General features: G+C 66.7%; 9 protein-coding genes. 1 reads left to right on the top strand and 8 read right to left on the bottom strand.

What is annotated here, in order from left to right; translation table 11 throughout:
- Positions 1 to 4: 4 nt before the first annotated feature.
- The 4 genes from AVCA_RS12055 to AVCA_RS12040 form a co-directional block, all read right to left on the bottom strand.
- On the bottom strand, positions 5 to 1,003 hold the full coding sequence (locus AVCA_RS12055) for a FecCD family ABC transporter permease (RefSeq protein ID WP_012701211.1): 999 nt from the start codon (positions 1,001 to 1,003) through the stop codon (positions 5 to 7).
- A 100-nt stretch (positions 1,004 to 1,103) separates the two neighbouring features.
- The gene (locus AVCA_RS12050; RefSeq protein ID WP_012701210.1) at positions 1,104 to 2,186 is read right to left on the bottom strand and encodes an ABC transporter substrate-binding protein; all 1,083 of its coding nucleotides are present in this window, start codon (positions 2,184 to 2,186) and stop codon (positions 1,104 to 1,106) included.
- Between the two features lie 109 nt (positions 2,187 to 2,295).
- Positions 2,296 to 3,093, bottom strand: a complete 798-nt coding sequence (locus AVCA_RS12045) for a class I SAM-dependent methyltransferase (protein WP_012701209.1) — start codon at positions 3,091 to 3,093, stop codon at positions 2,296 to 2,298.
- A 7-nt stretch (positions 3,094 to 3,100) separates the two neighbouring features.
- Positions 3,101 to 5,299 carry a TonB-dependent receptor gene (locus AVCA_RS12040; RefSeq protein ID WP_231876344.1) on the bottom strand — a complete coding sequence of 733 codons (2,199 nt, stop codon included), beginning with the start codon at positions 5,297 to 5,299 and terminating at the stop codon, positions 3,101 to 3,103.
- Positions 5,300 to 5,764: 465 nt separating this feature from the next.
- Here AVCA_RS12040 and AVCA_RS12035 point away from each other — a divergent pair, with 465 nt between their 5' ends.
- Positions 5,765 to 6,736 carry a LysR family transcriptional regulator gene (locus tag AVCA_RS12035; RefSeq protein ID WP_081434884.1) on the top strand — a complete coding sequence of 324 codons (972 nt, stop codon included), beginning with the start codon at positions 5,765 to 5,767 and terminating at the stop codon, positions 6,734 to 6,736.
- 58 nt (positions 6,737 to 6,794) lie between these two features.
- Here AVCA_RS12035 and AVCA_RS12030 read toward each other — a convergent pair whose 3' ends face one another.
- The 4 genes from AVCA_RS12030 to AVCA_RS12015 form a co-directional block, all read right to left on the bottom strand.
- A complete protein-coding gene (locus tag AVCA_RS12030) occupies positions 6,795 to 7,814 on the bottom strand; it encodes a YncE family protein (RefSeq protein ID WP_236616121.1) in 1,020 nt (339 codons plus the stop codon).
- 109 nt (positions 7,815 to 7,923) lie between these two features.
- Positions 7,924 to 9,231, bottom strand: coding sequence for an NTP/NDP exchange transporter (locus tag AVCA_RS12025; protein ID WP_012701203.1), 1,308 nt, complete (start codon positions 9,229 to 9,231; stop codon positions 7,924 to 7,926).
- A gap of 7 nt (positions 9,232 to 9,238) precedes the next feature.
- Positions 9,239 to 10,162, bottom strand: coding sequence for an aldo/keto reductase (locus tag AVCA_RS12020; RefSeq protein ID WP_012701202.1), 924 nt, complete (start codon positions 10,160 to 10,162; stop codon positions 9,239 to 9,241).
- A 348-nt stretch (positions 10,163 to 10,510) separates the two neighbouring features.
- Entirely contained in the window at positions 10,511 to 13,825 is a 3,315-nt protein-coding gene (locus AVCA_RS12015; RefSeq protein WP_012701201.1) for a bifunctional diguanylate cyclase/phosphodiesterase, read from the bottom strand.
- Between the last annotated feature and the right edge of the window lie 41 nt (positions 13,826 to 13,866).

Genomic DNA, 13,866 nt, shown 5'->3' with positions numbered 1-13,866 from the left:
TCCCTCAGATCCAGGCCTTGCGGCTGCGGTTCATCAGATACAGGAAAAAGGGCGCGCCGATGATGGAGGTGACGATGCCCAGGGGCACTTCCACTTCGAACAGGGAACGGGCCAGGTCATCCACCGCCAGCAGGAAGCCGGCGCCCAGCAGGGTCGAGACCGGCAGCAGGACCCGGTGGTCCGGCCCGACCAGCATGCGCGCCAGATGCGGGACGATCAGCCCGACCAGGCCGATGATCCCGGCGATGGCCACCGCGGCGGCACTGACCAGAGTGGCGCAGAGGATGACGACGAAACGCAGGCGGCCGGTTTCCAGCCCCAGGGCCCTGGCCTCCTCGTCGCCGAAGCAGAGCACGTTGAGGGTCCAGGACATGGCCAGCAGTCCCGCCAGGCCGGCGAGGATCGGCAGGGCGGCGATGGACAGGTCGGGCAGATCGACCGAGGCCAGGCTGCCCATCAGCCAGAAGGTGATGGCGGGCAGGGTGTTGTAGGGATCGGCGACGAACTTCACCAGGGAGACCAGGGCGGTGAACAGGGTGCCGATGACGATTCCGGCCAGCACCATCACCAGCACCGGGTCGCCCTGGCGACCGATGGTGACGCCGATCGCCCAGGTGGCGCCGACGGCGGCCAGCCCGCCGGCGAAGGCCAGGCCCTGGATGCCCGGCATGCCGTGACCGAGCAGGATCGCCAGGGCCGCTCCCAGGCTGGCGCCGGCGGACACGCCGAGGATACCGGGCGAGACCATGGGGTTGCGGAACAGGCCCTGGTAGGCGGCGCCGGACACGGAAAGGGCGGCGCCGACCAGCAGCGCGGCGAGAATCCGCGGCAGGCGGATGCCCATCACCACGGCCTCGGTTTCCGGCGTCCAGAAGGGGTCGATGGAGAAGAGCTTGCCCGCCAGAATGGCCAGCACGGTATCCGGCGAGACCGGGTAGCGGCCGATGCCGAAGGAGACGAGGACGAGCATGAGCAGGAGTGCGCCGAGGCCGATGAGTCGCATGCGGGGTTCCGGGGGAATGATGTGATGATCGAGCGCGCCGGCGGGGGCGCGGCGCTTCCGGCTCGCGGGAGTCTTTTGCGCCGGGGGCCGGTCGAGCGGCTCAGGAGCGTGGCTGCAGGAATTCGGCGATTTCATCGTCGTTCAACCGATAGCCGTAGAAGCGCTGGTAAAAGGTCCGGGTCTCCTCGCGCATGTCGATTCCGGCGAGCGCGTCCGGGTAGAGCAGCCGGGCCAGCCAGAGGAATTGCAGGGCTTCTTCCGAGGTTTCCCGGCACCACCAGAACATGCCGCGCGGGTTGGCGTGCACCTGGCCTTCGCGCACGGCACGCAGGCCGGCCCAGCGCGGATCGCGCCGGATCAGCGCGGCATCGTCGGCGCGCATCGCCACGATGACGTCGGGGTCGGCGGCGATGATCTGCTCCAGGGAGACCTTGCCGCTCGGAACGGGGGTGGCGAACCAGTGTTCGGCGACATTGATGGCGCCGCCGAGATCCATCCAGTCCTGGTTCAGCGAGGGACGCCCGGAAGTGCTGAGCGGATCGCCCATGCAGTGGTAGAGGCGCCGGCGTTTTTCCGCCGGCACCCCTTCCAGCGCGCGCCGCACCCTGGCGACGTTGTCCTGGAAATACGCCTGGTAGTCCCGCGCTTTCTCCTGGGCCTGCGGGCCGAGGATTTCTCCGCTGATCCGCACGCGCTCCAGCAGGGCATCGAGGGAGTTGGCGCGCAGTTCGACGATGGCGATGCCCGCGCCTTCGAGTACCTTGCGCTTGGCCGGCGGCAGGCTGCCGGCGACGAACAGCAGCTCGGGGCGCACGCGCAGCAGTTCCTCGACGTTGACATCGTTGGCGCCGCCGCCGCTGGCCAGCGCGGCGTCGGCGATGGAGGGCACGAAGCGGCGGAACACCGGCATCTGGCGCACGATGCGCGTGGAGGCGACGATGTCCTGGCCATGGCCGAGCATGGCGATGACCGCGTTCTGTGCCTCCCAGGCGGTGGCGATGCGGGTGATGCGTTCCGGTAGCCGGAGTTGTCCGCCGTAATAGCTCAGGGTGCGCCGGGTTTCCGCCCTGGCGCCGGGCATGCCCAGCAATGCCAGCAAGGCGCCGCCGGCCATGGCGCTGCACAGGCGGCGGCGTGTCGGGCCGGCCGGCAGCGTGGCGGTGAGGGGGGCTTCGATGCTCATGGATTACCTCTTTCGGGGCCGGAGCGCTGGTTCGCCGGCCGTTTCCGCGGGAGTGCGGCGAAGAACGATCGGTCCGGGTCTCGCGGTTCTCGACGCTGCGCCTCGCGGCTCATTTGCACCACCAGACGACCGCGGTGCGGGTTTCCATGCGCAGACGCAGCCCACCGTTCTCTTCCTGCAGGTAGGCGGCGAGGTTGGCGCGCAGGCGCGCCTCGCTGCCGGCGGGCAGATCCAGCCAGGCGAAATCCGCCACGGCGGCCTCTTCGTCGGGATACCAGCGGCTGAAGCCGTCGGCGAGGTAGTCCACGCGGGCCTCGATGCCCATGTCGAGCAGGCGGTTGAAGATCAGGGCGTGGCCCGGCAGGGCCGAGCGGCCAGCGCCCACCGGCGGCGTTTCTTCGATGCCGGCCACCAGGCGGTCGTGGAAGGACTTCAGGCTGGGGCCGGAATACAGCATCACGTAGGCGGCGCGGCGCACCAGGGCGTCCACCTTGGCCAGGTCGCGCATCGCCGGCGAACGCGACAGCAGCACCACGTCGTGCAGCGGGACGTTTTCGCCCGGCAGCACCTTGTCCCAGGCGATTTGCAGGGGCTGGATGTTGTCGACGCCGGCCGCGGCGGCGTTGCGTTCCAGTTCGTCGAGCATGGGGCGCGAAATGTCGAGCGCCGTGACCTGCCGCGCCCGGCGCGCCGCCGGGATGGCGAGGCGCCCCGGTCCGGCGCCGACGTCGAGCAGGCTTTCGTCGGGCCGCAGGCCGAGGATGTCCACCTGCGCATCCACGTAGTCGGCGCTCAGGCGGGTGTAGCCGTCGTAGCGGCGGGCGAAGCCGTCCCACATGGGCGCGCGTTCGAGCGCCGGCGGCCAGGTGAGCTGCATGAGGAGTTCCCAGTTGATCAGTCCGGACATGAGGTTTTCACAGGTCGAAGGATACGGAGGCGCGGAATTCCCGCGGTGCGCCCAGGTAGGCGCCGTTGCTGGTGGCGGAGCCGTCCACGGAGTTGGCGAAGATGGAGGCCCAGTAGTGCCGGTCGGTCAGGTTGTACAGGTCGGCCCGCCAGACCACGTTCCTGCCCATGACCTTGTGGGTGTAGCGGGTACCGATGTCGAAGGTGCTGTAGGCGCCCACCCACTGGGTGTTGGTCTGGTTGGCCGCGCGCTTGCCGGTGTGATGCAGGTTGGTGATCAGCACCAGGCCGGGCAGCCGGGGAACGTCGTATTCGAAGAGCAGGTTGGCCTGGATCTTGGGCACGCTGACGATGCGCTTGTCGCTGGTGTCTTCCCGCGCCGTGTCGCGCAGCCTGGGGTCGAGCCAGGTGGCGCCGCCATAGACGGACAGGCCGGGGAGGATCTCGCCGTTGGCGCTCAGCTCCAGGCCACGGTTCACCTGGGTGCCCTGTTCGCTGAAGACACCGTTGTCGAGGTAGGCGAAGGGGCGCTCGATGCGGAAGATCGCGGCGGCCAGATCGATGCCGCGGGCGCGCCACTTGAAGCCGGCTTCCCATTGCTCGCTTTCGTAGGGAGAGAGGGTCTCGCCCTCGTTCAGCGCGCCGGTGGGCGCGGTATCGCCAACTTCCAGGCTTTCCGCGTAGGACACGTAGAAGGTCATGTCGTCCCGCGGCTTGTAGCTTATGGAATAGGTCGGGTTGATGCCGTCGTCGCTGCTGTCGTTGGTCCGCTGGCTGTTCCTGTCGTAGCTGCGGGACTGGATCCAGGTCTTGCTGAACATGGCCATGAGCGACCAGCGCCCGTAGCCGATGGTGTCGCCCAGGGTCACCGTGCGGTATTCGGTGGTGCCGGAGCGGTAGCGGTCATCGGTGTGGAACAGGTCGATCTCCGGGAAGTTGCGCGGCGAATCGATGTTGGCCGTGCCGAGGATCTGGTTGGCCTGCCGGGGGGGATTCTCCACACCGTAGATGTCCCAGTCGAAACCGGTGGTGCCGAGCACCAGGTCGTGGCTGAAGGGGCCGCTTTGCAGCTTGCCGTTGAAGCGCAACTGGTCGCTGGTGACGATGAAGCGGCTGGCCGCCTGGCTGGCGTTGACCAGGGTGGTGTAGTCGCCCCGGTCGTTGTCCAGCCGGTTGGTGCCGTTGTACATGTCGCGGTCGGCGATCTGCCGGGAGACGCCGGCGACCATCTTCCAGTCCTCGTTGAAGTCGTGCCGCAGGCGCAGGGTGCCGGTGTTGGTTTCCAGGTAGGCGCCGGTGAAGCCCTGGCCCAGTCCGGAGTCCTCGGGGTCGGGCGCGTGGGGCAGGCGCCGGTTGTCGCCGTAGGAGAACTGGTTGGGGAGGCCCCAGGCTTCGTATTCGTAGTGGCTGGCGTTGACTTCGAGCACCGTGGCGGGGCTCAGGTGGAAGTCCAGGGCCAGGTCCACCAGGCTGCGCTGGGTATCGCTCTTGCCGGAATAGCTGTCGCCCTGTTCGTTCAGCAGGTTGAGCCGGTAGCCGAAGAAGCCGAGGGTATCGCTCAGGTCCACATGGCCGAGCAGCCGGCTGTCGTCGGCGAAGCCTAGGCGGACGTGCTGCAGCGGCGTGGCGGTGGGGCGCTTGTGGACCAGGTTGAAATCGCCGGCCGGAGCCGCGGGTCCGTACAGGGCGCCGCTCAGGCCGTTGATCACTTCCAGGCGTTCCACCTGCTCCATGGGATAGGCGGTGGTGATGGCCACGTTGAAGCCATCCAGATGGCTGTTCGAGACTACGCCACCCTGGAAGCCGCGGGTCTGCGGGCGGCCGATCTCCATGCCGCCGCGGGCCTGCATCTGGGTGCTGGGCAGGTACTTGAGCAGATCGCTCAGGCCGGTGGCCTGGGTGTTGCGGATCATGTCCGAGTTGATCACGCTGATGCTCAGCGGGGTATCGCGGATATCGCGATCCCCCAGCAGCCCGAACTCCGCATTCCGCGAACGGAAGCCGGCGCCGGCTTCCAGGCCGGCGGCGCCGACGGTGACACCCTTGGCCGAAACGTCCAGGGTGTCGAGCACGACGGTTTCTTCTTCGTTTTCCTCGTCCTGCTCCACCGACTGCGCGGGGAGGGACAAGGAGGCCATCGAGATGGCCAGGGCCAGCAGCAGGGAAGGGCGCGGCGTAGGGGCGGGCGGGGCGATCGAGGTGGACATCGGGATTCTCGCGCAGGGAATGAACAGCATCCCGTACCGGCGAGCCGTATCGACCCGATCGAGGGAGCGCTACGGGCAGTTCGAGCAGGCGTGGTTTCCTGAAGGGGGGCCGGATGGGACAGAACGCCCGAAATATATCCTTATACATAGAAAAATGATTAGCGTACAATTTCGAACGATCCGTTCGCGACGATAGTTCTTTTGCTTGGCTATCTGTATGAAATATATTGAATATTTTTTATTTTTAGAGTGCCTTGCAGGCCGTCTGCCAAAGGTGTTCCTGCGCTTCCTGTCGATATCGATATGTATACATTCATATAGATTGGTTGTGTCGTCGTCATCGAGCCATTCGTTGCATTGTGGGGCGCTGCCGGCGTGAGGCGGGGTCGTTCGGCCACCGGGCGCACGCCGGTTTCGTTCCGGTCGACGGCGCGGATGTCGGTCCGACGGGGCACGGGAGGTTGAATGGATCGTCTGCTTTGCATGGAGGCATTCGTCCGTGTGGCGGAAACCGGGAATTTCGCCAAGGCGGCCAGGCAACTGGGCGTCACGCGCTCGGTCATCAGCCACCGTATCCAGCAACTGGAGCAGTTCATCCAGGCGCCGCTGTTCCATCGCAGCAGCCGGCACGTCCGCCTGTCCGAGGTGGGCGAGACCTATTACCAGGATTGCGTGGAGATGCTGGCCGGTTTCGAGCGGCTGACCGAGAACATGCGCAACCTGCGCGCCAAGCCCCAGGGCAGGTTGCGCATCCAGGTGACTTCGGCGTTCGCCATCGATTACCTGGGTTACCTGCTGGCCGAGTTCATGCAGTTGTATCCCGGCATCGAACTCGAAGTGGTCGTCCAGGACCGGATCGTGGATCTGATCCAGGAGGGTTTCGACGTCGCCCTGCAGTTTTTCCCCGCGCTGGTCGACACCCTGGTCGAGCGCCAGTTGTTCCGGGTCCGGCGGATTTTCTGCGCGTCGCCCGGCTATCTGCGCAATCACGCCGCGCCCTGTCATCCCGGTGACCTGCTGCGGCATACGATCGGCCTGTACGACGGTTATCCGAGTCGCTATCAGTTCGTGTTCCGTCGTGGCGACGAGCGGCTGGAAATCAATCTTCCCGGCCAGGTGCGTTCCAGTTCCGTCCATCTGCTGCGTGATTTCGCCCTGGGCGGGGCGGGGATCGTGTGCCTGCCAAGCCTGGTCGCCGGCAAGGAGCTGCTGGCGGGGCGCCTGGTGCCGGTGCTGGGCGACTATGTGGTGGGTACTTTCGCGTTCCGCGCGGTCTATCCCACCACCCAGCGCGGTTCCCTCAAGGTCCGCAAGCTGATCGAGTTCCTCGCCGAACGCCTGGCGCAGATGCCGCACTGGGAGGGGGATGATTCCTTCGCGCCGCTTGGCGAGGCCCTGTCCGCTGGCGGTGTGGAGCCTGCATGGCGACCGGCCTGACGCTCCGGCCGTCCGGCGGCGGCCGGCGTCTCCTGCCCGCCCGGCGCCGCCATCGGGGTCATGCGCCGGCCAGGACGACCGCGCTGTCGGGGCCCGCCTGCGTCGGGAAATAGCCGTCGACCTTCCAGCCGGCGAGGTCGACGACTGCCACGCGGTTGTCGTCGAGCGCGGCATACAGCCGTTGCCGGCCGGCGTCCAGGTTCAGCCCGGGAGCCGCCGCTTCCAGCGCTAGCCGACGTTCCTCGGTCAGGGTTTCCGGGTGCAGCAGCGACAGGCTGCGGTCCGCTTCGTTGGAAACGATCAGCCGTCCGTCCGGCAGCGAAACCACGCGCACCGCTTCGCCCCGCGTCGGCGCGCGGCGCAGCTCCCGCAGGTCCTGGGCGTCCAGCGCGACGATCTCTCCGCCATAACGGTTGACGACGTAGAAGACCTTCTCGTCCGGGCTCAGGCAGCAGCCTTCCGGCCCCTTGCCGGTGAAGCGCTTGAGCGGCGCCCTGGATGGATCCTGCGGATCGACCAGGATCGCCAGGCCGCTGAGGGAGTCGGCGACATAGGCGCGCTGGCCGTCGCGCCGCAGCACGAAATAGTGGCTGCGCACGCCGCCCACCGGCACCGCCTGGTCGGGCAGGTCGCTGTTGGCCGGATCGTCGAAGCGCAGCAGCACCGACTCCATTTCGGCCAGCACGTAGAGCCGCCCGGCCTGGTCCATGCGGATGCCGTGCAGGCGCCGGTACGGAGACAGGTCGATGGTGCGGTGCAGGCTGCGGGCGGCCAGGTCGATGACGAACACCTTGTCGCCCCCGGCGCCGGGACCGCGCCAGCGGGCCACGCCGTATTGCGCGATGTAGGCGTAGCGGCCCGCCGGGTCGGCCACGATCTCGTGCGGCTGGGTCGGCAGCGGGACGCTGGTCAGTCGCTTGCCCTGCGGCAGTTCGTAGAAGCTCACGGCGGGCGCATCCTTCTCGACCAGCACCAGGGTCGGGCCGGCCTCGGCCGCGCGGGCCGGCAATCCCAGGGCGGACAGGGCCAGGGTCGAGCCGGTCAGGGCGAGCATCTCACGTCGGGTCAATCGCCACATGGCGTACTCCTTGCGTTCATGAAGTGGGGTTTGAGGGGATGGGGCCGTCGCGTGCCGGACGGGGGCGCATGGCTCCCGACCGATCTCGCCACGCGGCGGCCGGAGGAGGCTAGGGGGCGGCGTCGGGCTGTTGGGCGTGCGTTTCGCGTCTGTGCTGGGCACGGCCCAGGCCGGCGCCTACCAGGCCCCAGCCGAGCGCGATGAACATGCCGGTGAACATCGCCAGGGCGGGATGCTCGGCCACCAGGTCGAGGCCGCGCTTGATCCAGCCGCTGAGCGCATCGCCGCCCCGGTACACCACGGTGTCGATGAAGTTCTTCGCCTTGTATTTCTGCTCGACCGGCACGACGGTGTAGAGCATTTCCCGGCCCGGACGCACCAGGGCGTATTCGCCCGCCCGCCGCGCCACCATCACGATCACGAACACCGCGAACTCCGGAGCGAGGGCCAGCCACAGGAAGCCGGCGGCCACCGCCAGCGGCACGGCCACGAGCAGCACGCCGACGCCCAGCTTCTGCGCGATGCGGCCGGTGAAAAACACCTGGGTCAGGATCGCCAGGGTCTGCACGACGCTGTCGATCAGGCCGAACACCTGGGTCTGGCGGGCGCGGTCCGGAAAATGCTCGGCCATCATCCGCGCCTGTTCGAAGTACAGGAAGGTGCTCACGGTTGCCAGCAGCAGCACGAACACCGCGATGCCGATCAGGTAGGGGGAGCCGAACACCGCCGTGGCGCCCGCGAACGGGTTGCCGCCCAGCGGCCGGCCGCGTGGCTCGTGGCCGGAGGGACTGTCCGCGGGCGGCGGGTTGCGGTCGCGCCAGCGATGCAGCCAGGCTGCCGCCAGCGCACTGGCGGCCAGCATGATCGCGGCCAGGATCAGCAGGCCGGCATGCCCGAGCGGTTCGACCAGCAGGGTGCCGAGGATCGGCCCGACCAGGCCGCCGATGCTGGCTCCGCCGGCGATCAGCGCGAACAGGCGCTTCGCCTCGCCGCTGGCGAACACGTCGGTCAGCACGCTCCAGGCCAGCGAGATCGCCAGCAGGTTGAACACCGACAGCCAGATGTAGAAAACGCGTCCGGCCCATACGCTGTCCGGCCAGGCCAGCAGGGCGATCGCGAAGCCGAGCAGGTTGAGCACGAAGAAGCCGTAGACCCACGGCAGGATGCGGCGGCGCGATACCTTCGAGGCCAGCCAGCCGAACAGCGGCAGCGCCACCAGCGTGGCGACGAAGGTGCCGGTGAACAGCCATTGCAGGTTGTCCACGCCGCCGGCCACGCCCATGGTTTCGCGCACCGGGCGCAGCATGAAATAGCCCGCGAACAGCAGGAAGAACATCAGCAGGCCGGCCAGTACGGCCGGCGCTTCGTTCGGCTCCAGATTGAACAGGCCGGCCAGTCGGGAAGAGGCTGTGTTCATTTCGGCCTCAGGCTAGCAGTTCGATCAGGGATTGCCGCTGTGCCTCCGTCAGGGTCGGACCGCTGCCCGCCTTGAGGTTGTCGCTCTGCCGATCCGGCTTTCCGGTGGCCGGGATGACCGCGGTGACCGCCGGATGGCTCAGCGCGAACCTGAGGAAGGCCTGCGCCCACGAGTCGATGCCGGCTTCCGCTGCCCAGCCCGGCAGGGCCTTGTCCTTGACCCTGGAGAACAGCCGTCCGTCGTCGAAGGCGCGGTTGACCAGGACCGCCACGCCCAGCTCTCGGGCCAGCGGAAACACTTTCGCTTCGGCGCTGCGCGAAATCACCGAATAGTTGACCTGCAGGAAGTCCGGGCGTACCGCACGGACCACTTCGGCCAGTTCGTCGTGGCCGCTGTCCTGCCAGTGGGTGACGCCCGTGTAGCGGGTCTTGCCCTGTGCCTTCAATTCGCCGATCAGCGCGATCTGCGTCTTCCAGTCCTGCAGGCTGTGCACCTGCAGCAACTCGACCTTGTCGGTCTTCAGCAATTCCAGCGAGCGGCGGAACTGGGCCAGCCCGGCCTCGCGGCCCACGGCGCCGATCTTGGTGGCCAGAAAAGCCTTTTGCCGCAGGTTCGTTTCGGCCAGCAGCTCGCCGATGACCGCCTCGGCGCGGCCGTAGCCGGGCGCGGTATCGATCAGGCTGGCGCCCGCTGCGAAGAAGCGCCTGAGCACTTCGCGCAGCGGATCGCGCTCGGCGGGGCTCGCGCCGACGTCGAAACTGCCGGAGCTGCCCATGCCGATCACCGGCAGAAGCTCGCCGGTCGAGGGGATGGGGCGGGATTGCAGGACTGTGGCGGCATCGGCGGCGCGAGCGAGGCGGATCGGCTGGGCCAGGGCCAGGCTTGCGGCGGAGAGGGCGAGAGCGGAGAGGACACGACGACGGGACGGCATTGGCGCACTTCCTTTGTGTGGCTGCTGTGACCCGTCTAGTCTAGATCGATTATTATTAATTCATAATTAATAATGATTGATCGGATAATTAATGGATTATTGCTTCCGGTGGGAAGAATCCGCTCCGGCCAGCATTTTCATGCAATACCCGATCAACAGGCTTTCAGCTCCTTCTCCCCCGATCCCTCTCCCAGGCATGGGAGAGGGGAGAAATCCGTGCATGCCGTTCGCTACGAAAGGTGAGCGGGAATCGTGCTGGAAATGCTCTGACTTCCGGCGTGGCCAGTTCCGCGCCCACGAACTTGCCGGCGTCAGCAATGAGCTGCAGGCGATGAAGGACTCAACGCGTCAGGACAAGTGCTTGCCGGCGCGCAGCATCGTCTCGAACGCCTCGGCCGTCACGGGTTCGCTGAAATAATGGCCCTGGATCTCGTCGCAGCCGTTCGAACACAGGAAACGGCTGTGCTGTTCGGTTTCCACGCCCTCGGCGATCACCTTGAACTTGAGGTTGTGGGCGAGGGCGATGACCGCCAGCACGATGGTCTCGTCCTCCATTTCGGTCAGCATGTTACGCACGAAGGACTGATCGATTTTCAGCGTATCGACGCGGAAGCGTTTCAGGTAGTTGAGGCTCGAATAGCCGGTGCCGAAATCGTCGATGGACAGTTTCACGCCGATGTCCTTGAGCTGGTCGATGGTCGCGGTCACCTTCTCGATATCCCGGGCGATCAGGCTTTCGGTGAGTTCGAGTTCCAGCCGGGCGGCTGGCAGGCCTGTCTCCCGGAGCGTGCGCGTCACCCAGGCGACCACATCCTGCTGCAGGAACTGGCGCGTGGAGACGTTCACCGCAACGCAGACGGGCGGCAAGCCGGCATCCATCCAGGCCCTGGCTTGCATGCAGGCGGTGCGCAGCACCCAGTCGCCGATCGGCACGATCAGGCCGGAGTCCTCCGCGATCGGAATGAAGTGCTCGGGAGATACGATGCCCAGCTCGGGATGATGCCAGCGCAGCAGCGCCTCGCAGCCGCTGATGCCGCCATTTTCCAGGCTCACCTTGGGCTGGTAGACGAGTTGCAGTTGTCCTGCCGTCGCCGCGCCGCGCAGCTTGATTTCCAGGTCGACGCGGCGCTGCGTCTCCAGGCTCATGGCGCGCGTGAAGAACTGGTAGGTGTTGCGGCCCAGTTCCTTGGCCCGGTACATCGCCATGTCGGCGTTGTCGATCAGCTCGTCGGCGGTTTCGCCGTCGCGGGGGAACAGGCTCACGCCGATACTGCCGGACAGGTGGATTTTTCGCTCCTGCACGACGATCGGGCAATCGAGGCTCCCGACGATCTTGCGGGCGACGGCATCGGCGTCGGCCGGCTGCTCCAGGTCGGCCAGCAGGATCAGGAACTCGTCGCCGCCGAGGCGGGCCACGGTATCGCCTTCGCGCACCAGCTTGAGCAGCCGTTCGCTGGCGGTCTTCAGTACGGCGTCGCCGAACAAATGGCCGTAGCCGTCGTTGAGAACCTTGAAGCGATCCAGGTCGAGATAGAGCAATGCGAGCAGGCGGCCGCCACGGCGCGCCCGGACGATCGCCTGTTCGATGCGCTCCTGGATCAGGTTGCGGTTCGGCAGGTCGGTGAGGCCGTCGTGCATAGCGAGGTGGCGGATACGCTGTTCGGCGCGCTTGCGTTCGCTGATGTCGTAGCCGACGCCGACGAAACCGCGCCGACCGTCGTACTCGAAGCGCACGCCGGTGAACAGGTAGGGAATCCGTTGGCCATCCTTGAGCAGGTAATCCGCCTCGACCGAGGATTCTCCCTTCTCGAAGACTTCGCCGATCCGGCTCGCGACCAGCGCCTTGTCCTCGTCGGCGAAAAAGATCGTCGGCTCGACTCCCGCGAGTTCTTCGGATTTATAGCCGGTGATCCGTTCGAGGTTCCTGTTCCAGCGCCTCAGGCGCACGTTTTCGTCGTAGTGATAGAAGACGCCCGGCAGGCTGTTGAGCACCGCGTCGGCGTAGTCGCGCTCCTGCCGCAACTGCCGCTCGGTGTGTTTGCGTTCCGAGATATCGTTGAGAACGAAGGTGTGGATCTCGCGCTCTTCCTGCGTGAAGGTCACGAATCGCAGTTCCGCGTCGAACGGGCCATGCGCGCCGAGGAATTGGAACGTGCCGGTAGCCGTCGAGCCCAGGATCGCCGCCCAGTCGGCGGGCCCGTTCGGAGCCGTCACCACTTCGCCAGCGGCCCGGCCGAGCACCCCGTCCCGCTCCTGGCCGAACAGGCGTTCCGCGGCGGCATTCCATTCGATGACCTTCAGTTGGCGGTCGAGGCTGAAGATCGCCGCGGAGGAAAAATCGAAAAGGGCCCCTTTCAGGGCGAGCGAGGCCACTTGCTGCTCCTTGGCCCGGACCTGCTGCCGGACGGCCGCGGCCATGCGGTCGAGGGCCTTGCCCAGGAGCTGGGTTTCCCGAAAGTCGTCCGCGGAGGACAGGGGGCTCGTCGCCGAGGCGTTCAAGTCATGCAGCCCGATGCCGGTGACACGCCGCTCCAGTTCGGCGAGCGGCCTGCCGAAACGGCGGGCGGTGCGGACCGAAACCAGCACCAGGCCCAGCGCGATCGCCAGACCCATGCCCAGCACCTGGAACAACTGGTGACGCAGCGGGGCCTCGATGAAGGGCGCCGTGCGCGAGGCGACGACCAGCCACGAAATGCCGCCCTTGAGATCCAGGCGCCGCGCACCGACCCATCGCTGCTCGCCTTCCAGCTCCATCCGATCGACGAAAGCATCGCCGGAAAATCCGCTCAGCGAAGCGAGTTCCGCGGGAAGTGGAAGCGGCTCCCGGCCGACATCGGGACCGCCGATCAGGCGGGGCGTCGCCCCCAGTTCCACGACATGGAGCCGGGAGTGATATTCCGTGGCGAGGGATTTCAGGAAACCGTTCAGGGCCGGTATGTCGAAGTCGGTATCGAGTACGCTCACCAACTTGCCGGCCTCGTCACGAAGCGCCTTCGCGTAACTGAGTCCCCAGAGAGGCGGCTCGCTGTCGTCCGAGAAATGGACGATCCACCGATATGCCGGCATCCAGGTGCCCTCGGCCGGGCCGTTCGACGCCGCCTGGTAGAACGGTCGGCGGCGCGGGTCATAGCCGTTGGCGGGGTAGGTCCGATGGGGGACGAAGCCTTCGTCGGTCAGGATGAAATTGCGTACGGCCGGGTCGGTGGGGCGATTTCCGGGAAACAGCCAGAGGAGGATCTCTCCCGTGGCGGTCCGCTCCAGGTTCCCGTATTCGCCCGTCTCGGGCTGGACGATGCCGAGATAACTCAGTTCCGGGCGCTGTTCGAACGCGGCCAGCGAATTTTCCAGGGTCGGGCGCAGCATGGCCCCGCTCGCACCGAGCGTACGTACACCGCGTTCGGCCGATTCCGCCGTCATCTCGGCGGCACGGACCAGAATCCGCAAACGTCCCAGCGTCCGGTTGAGCGTTTCGGCGATTTCCTGTCGTGCCGCCTCCTCGCTACTGGCGGTGCCCTGCCAGGCCATCGCGACTAGCAAGGCCAGTCCGAGCGCGACGACCAGAACGGCGACATTGGAGACCAGGGCTCGGGTGAACGAAGGCGCCAGCCGTTCCCGAACGTCCTGCGCATGGATGATGCCTTCGATGTCTGGGTTGCATGCCATTGCCGCCAGCTCCGATAATCCCTGATTTTTTAAGTAATATC

The sequence above is a fragment of the Azotobacter vinelandii CA genome (assembly GCF_000380335.1).
Classification (GTDB): domain Bacteria; phylum Pseudomonadota; class Gammaproteobacteria; order Pseudomonadales; family Pseudomonadaceae; genus Azotobacter; species Azotobacter vinelandii.
The sequence above is the reverse complement of the archived record's forward strand: the minus strand, read 5'-3'. Positions and strand labels throughout refer to the sequence as shown.

Bases quoted from the DNA above. Each gene is read 5' to 3' on its own strand.
- AVCA_RS12055 (WP_012701211.1), bottom strand. From the start codon at position 1,003: ATGCGACTCATCGGCCTCGGCGCACTCCTGCTCATGCTCGTCCTCGTC.
- AVCA_RS12050 (WP_012701210.1), bottom strand. From the start codon at position 2,186: ATGAGCATCGAAGCCCCCCTCACCGCCACGCTGCCGGCCGGCCCGACA.
- AVCA_RS12045 (WP_012701209.1), bottom strand. From the start codon at position 3,093: ATGTCCGGACTGATCAACTGGGAACTCCTCATGCAGCTCACCTGGCCG.
- AVCA_RS12040 (WP_231876344.1), bottom strand. From the start codon at position 5,299: ATGTCCACCTCGATCGCCCCGCCCGCCCCTACGCCGCGCCCTTCCCTG.
- AVCA_RS12035 (WP_081434884.1), top strand. From the start codon at position 5,765: ATGGATCGTCTGCTTTGCATGGAGGCATTCGTCCGTGTGGCGGAAACC.
- AVCA_RS12030 (WP_236616121.1), bottom strand. From the start codon at position 7,814: ATGTGGCGATTGACCCGACGTGAGATGCTCGCCCTGACCGGCTCGACC.
- AVCA_RS12025 (WP_012701203.1), bottom strand. From the start codon at position 9,231: ATGAACACAGCCTCTTCCCGACTGGCCGGCCTGTTCAATCTGGAGCCG.
- AVCA_RS12020 (WP_012701202.1), bottom strand. From the start codon at position 10,162: ATGCCGTCCCGTCGTCGTGTCCTCTCCGCTCTCGCCCTCTCCGCCGCA.
- AVCA_RS12015 (WP_012701201.1), bottom strand. From the start codon at position 13,825: ATGGCATGCAACCCAGACATCGAAGGCATCATCCATGCGCAGGACGTT.